This window comes from Cypionkella psychrotolerans (assembly GCF_001294535.1).
Taxonomy (GTDB): Bacteria; Pseudomonadota; Alphaproteobacteria; order Rhodobacterales; family Rhodobacteraceae; genus Cypionkella; species Cypionkella psychrotolerans.
In genome coordinates, this window is the sequence record NZ_LGIC01000047.1 from 1 (window position 1) to 2,889 (window position 2,889).

At 54.9% G+C, this 2,889-nt stretch carries 3 protein-coding genes and 1 pseudogene; 2 read left to right on the forward strand and 2 right to left on the reverse strand.

The features are described 5' to 3' along the window. The coding region (locus AKV04_RS10015; protein ID WP_054006305.1) for an IS3 family transposase at positions 1-513 on the forward strand (513 nt) is incomplete at its 5' end. Positions 514-861: 348 nt separating this feature from the next. Here the strand turns inward: AKV04_RS10015 and AKV04_RS26665 are convergent. Continuing rightward, a pseudogene (locus AKV04_RS26665) lies at positions 862-984 on the reverse strand (IS3 family transposase); the annotation flags it as partial. Between the two features lie 1,081 nt (positions 985-2,065). After that, on the reverse strand, positions 2,066-2,545 hold the full coding sequence (locus AKV04_RS10025; RefSeq protein ID WP_082351595.1) for a DUF411 domain-containing protein: 480 nt from the start codon (positions 2,543-2,545) through the stop codon (positions 2,066-2,068). Positions 2,546-2,717: 172 nt separating this feature from the next. On the opposite strand from AKV04_RS10025, the gene AKV04_RS10030 reads away from it, so the two are divergent. After that, positions 2,718-2,889, forward strand: a 172-nt coding sequence (locus AKV04_RS10030; protein WP_054006306.1) for a transposase, incomplete at its 3' end; no start/stop codon positions are given.

A 2,889-nucleotide genomic window follows, 5' to 3' on the forward strand; every position in this document is an offset into this window, starting at 1 on the left:
GATGTCGACGCTCCGGACCAGTTCTGGATCACAGATATCACCTACATCCGCACCCACGAGGGCTTCGTTTATCTCGCAGTTGTCATCGATCTATTTTCTAGGCGTGTTGTTGGGTGGTCCATGCAGGGTCGGACCTATACGGATCTGCCGTTGCAAGCCCTTCTGATGGCCGTCTGGCGCCGCAAACCGAAGACCAAAGTCCAAGTGCATTCCGACCAAGGCTCACAGTTCACCAGCTATGAGTGGCAGGAGTTCCTCGAACAGCACAATCTGACGCAAAGCATGAGCCGACGTGGCAACTGCTGGGACAACGCCGTCGCCGAAAGCTTCTTCAACCTGCTCAAACGCGAACGCATCCGCCGAAGAAAGTATAAAACCCGCAAAGAAGCCCGCCAGGATGTGTTCGACTACATCGAGTTCTTCTACAACCCGCAGCGCAAACACGTTAGGAACGGAATGCTGTCGCCGATCGCATTCGAGCAGCAGCAAAAACTGAAGCTGCAAGGTGTCTAGGAAACTCGGGGCTATTCAGATAAGAGAAGAAGACTAAGCTCTCAAGGCACAAAACCGCAGTCCCGTGGAGTATGCCGCATGGGTAAAACCGCTTGACTGGGACGGCCCCGTTACCGAAGTCTGGAGCCGAAGGTGCGCTTTCAGCCCAAAGCGTGCTGTGAGTTCTCTTCAAACGTGGCAACTCAATGCAGTTCGACCGTAATGGCAGTCTGTCTCCGAAACCAAATTATCATTATATATCAACGCGCTACAGCCTCTCCCGGGAGGCTATTTGCGTTCCCGCCGCGCCCGTGGAAGCACTGTGGAAGCAACAGATCGCAAGTCAGAACTTGAGGTGCCCCTAGTTTCCTAGACACTTGCCTCGTTCAGTTTCTGCTGTCTTGCTTCGAAGTCAACGGGCGACAGCATACCGTTGTTCGTGTGCTTGCGTTTAGGGTTGTAGAACATCTCGATGTATTCGAACACGTCCTGCGTGCCATTGCGTTGGTGGTGCTGGGCGAGATCGTTGCCGAACAGCGAGGCCCGGGCGGGAAGGGCGGCCGTGGCCTGATCGACGCTGTCGACCTCCAGCCCCTGGAAGGTGATTTCCTGCCCAGTGATGCGCGGGCCCAGCCCGGACAGGAAGGCCAGCGCCTTGGCCGGGTCGACCATCAAGGGCGTGTTGAACGCGCGCTGGGCGATTTGCGCGTGGTGCATCATGCGCCCTCCTTCGGGTCGGGTTTCTTCATCATCTTCAACTCCATGCCGGGTAAAGATGAGCCGCAAACCCTCCGCTACGCAATCACGCTAAACTGTTCCATGGGTGCTGATGGCGGACAGGCAATATTGTTGCGGTCGGGGCAATCCTAAAGATCAAAGGTGGAAGTACCAGCGGCGGAAGAACCGCCGCAGCTAAGCAGATTGCTTTGTTGGGACTGGGTGTGAAGGTGTCGCAAGATGGCGGAATCTCTGGTTACCGCAGGGACAGCAAACACGCCAACCTCGAGAGATCAGCGTTCGCGGTAATGTAGGGACTATTTTGTTTTGCGACGAAATTGATGATACTTCAGGGATTGTAGGTGCAACTCTTGTCAACGCCTGGTCAACAGGTGAATTCAGTTCTGTGCATCTCTTGTTCCGTCGGAGCGCGGTGAAACCGTGCCAATCCAGTCCAACATAGGTCCTGTTGTCAGAGGCTTAGCAGGTAAGAGTCTGAAGCCGCTCATTTTTCTAGATTTGGGGAATTGCGGCTCATAACCTGAAGGCCGAAGGTGGCTTTGCTGGAGAAAGAACCCCAATTGTTCGGCATAAGCCAAATCCTGTCCCCGCAACCATTTTACTATTATATAACAAAGACTTGGAATCCGACAAAAACACTTGTGTATAGTAAGTTCGGTTTTACCTCAACGCCACCTCAACGTTTTGCGAGTCCCCCTGAAAAGTGGGGGCTTTTTGCGTTTGGGGGCTTGAGCCAGCCGAGGTGAAGATCAGAGAGTTTCGACTCCAGTCAGAGATGGCAACGATGTTGGGAGCGGACTTTAGTCCTGCAAACCGCGAGACGCGCCCGATCAGGTTAGGCAGCGTCGTAACTTGCGAACGGCTCGACACTACCGTCACGGCGGATCAGGTAAACGATGTAGGCCTCGCGCTCCGATTCCGGCCCCATGCCCGGGGAACCATAAGGCATGCCGGGTACCGACAGGCCAACTGCATCGGGGCGCTCTGTCAAGAGACGGCGGATGTCGGCGGCTGGCACATGGCCTTCGATGGCATATCCATCCACATGAGCCGTATGACATGAGGCTATACCTGCCGGGATGCCACTGTCGATCTTGTGGGCCTGCAGGGCATCGAAATCAAGCAGCTCGATGGAGGCTGCGAAACCATCGGCCTCAATGATTTCGACCCAAGCGGTGCAGCATCCGCAATTGGGATCCTTGGCTACATTGATCGCGATTGGCGCGGCGACAGCTGCGACAGGACGCATCCCAAGGACAACGCCACTAAGAAGTGCAAACACCGTGGCGCGGCGGGTCATGATAACGCTTTGCATTTGGTGGATCTCCGTTTTCATGTATCGGGCAACCATACCCATTTCTAGTCTGCGCCACCCATCCTGAAACGCATGACGTTTGCGTCAATCACACGGAGTTCACGACTGACCTGCCCCCCGGAAGTTCCCTCGATCTGATGTAGAGTCTGCCCATCCCTGAAGGAGCAGACGAATGAGGAAAAGCCGTTTTACCGATGCGCAGATAATCGGGATGATCAAAGAGCAGGAGGCTGGTTTGCCAACCGCTGAGCTATGCCGAAAGCATGGATTGAGCCCCGCGACTTTCTACAAGCTGAAGGCCAAGTATGGTGGGATGGACCTGTCTGATGCCAAACGTCTTAAGC

Excerpts from the sequence above, each read along its gene's own strand:
- AKV04_RS10025 (WP_082351595.1), bottom strand. The coding sequence starts at position 2,545 with ATGCAAAGCGTTATCATGACCCGCCGCGCCACGGTGTTTGCACTTCTT.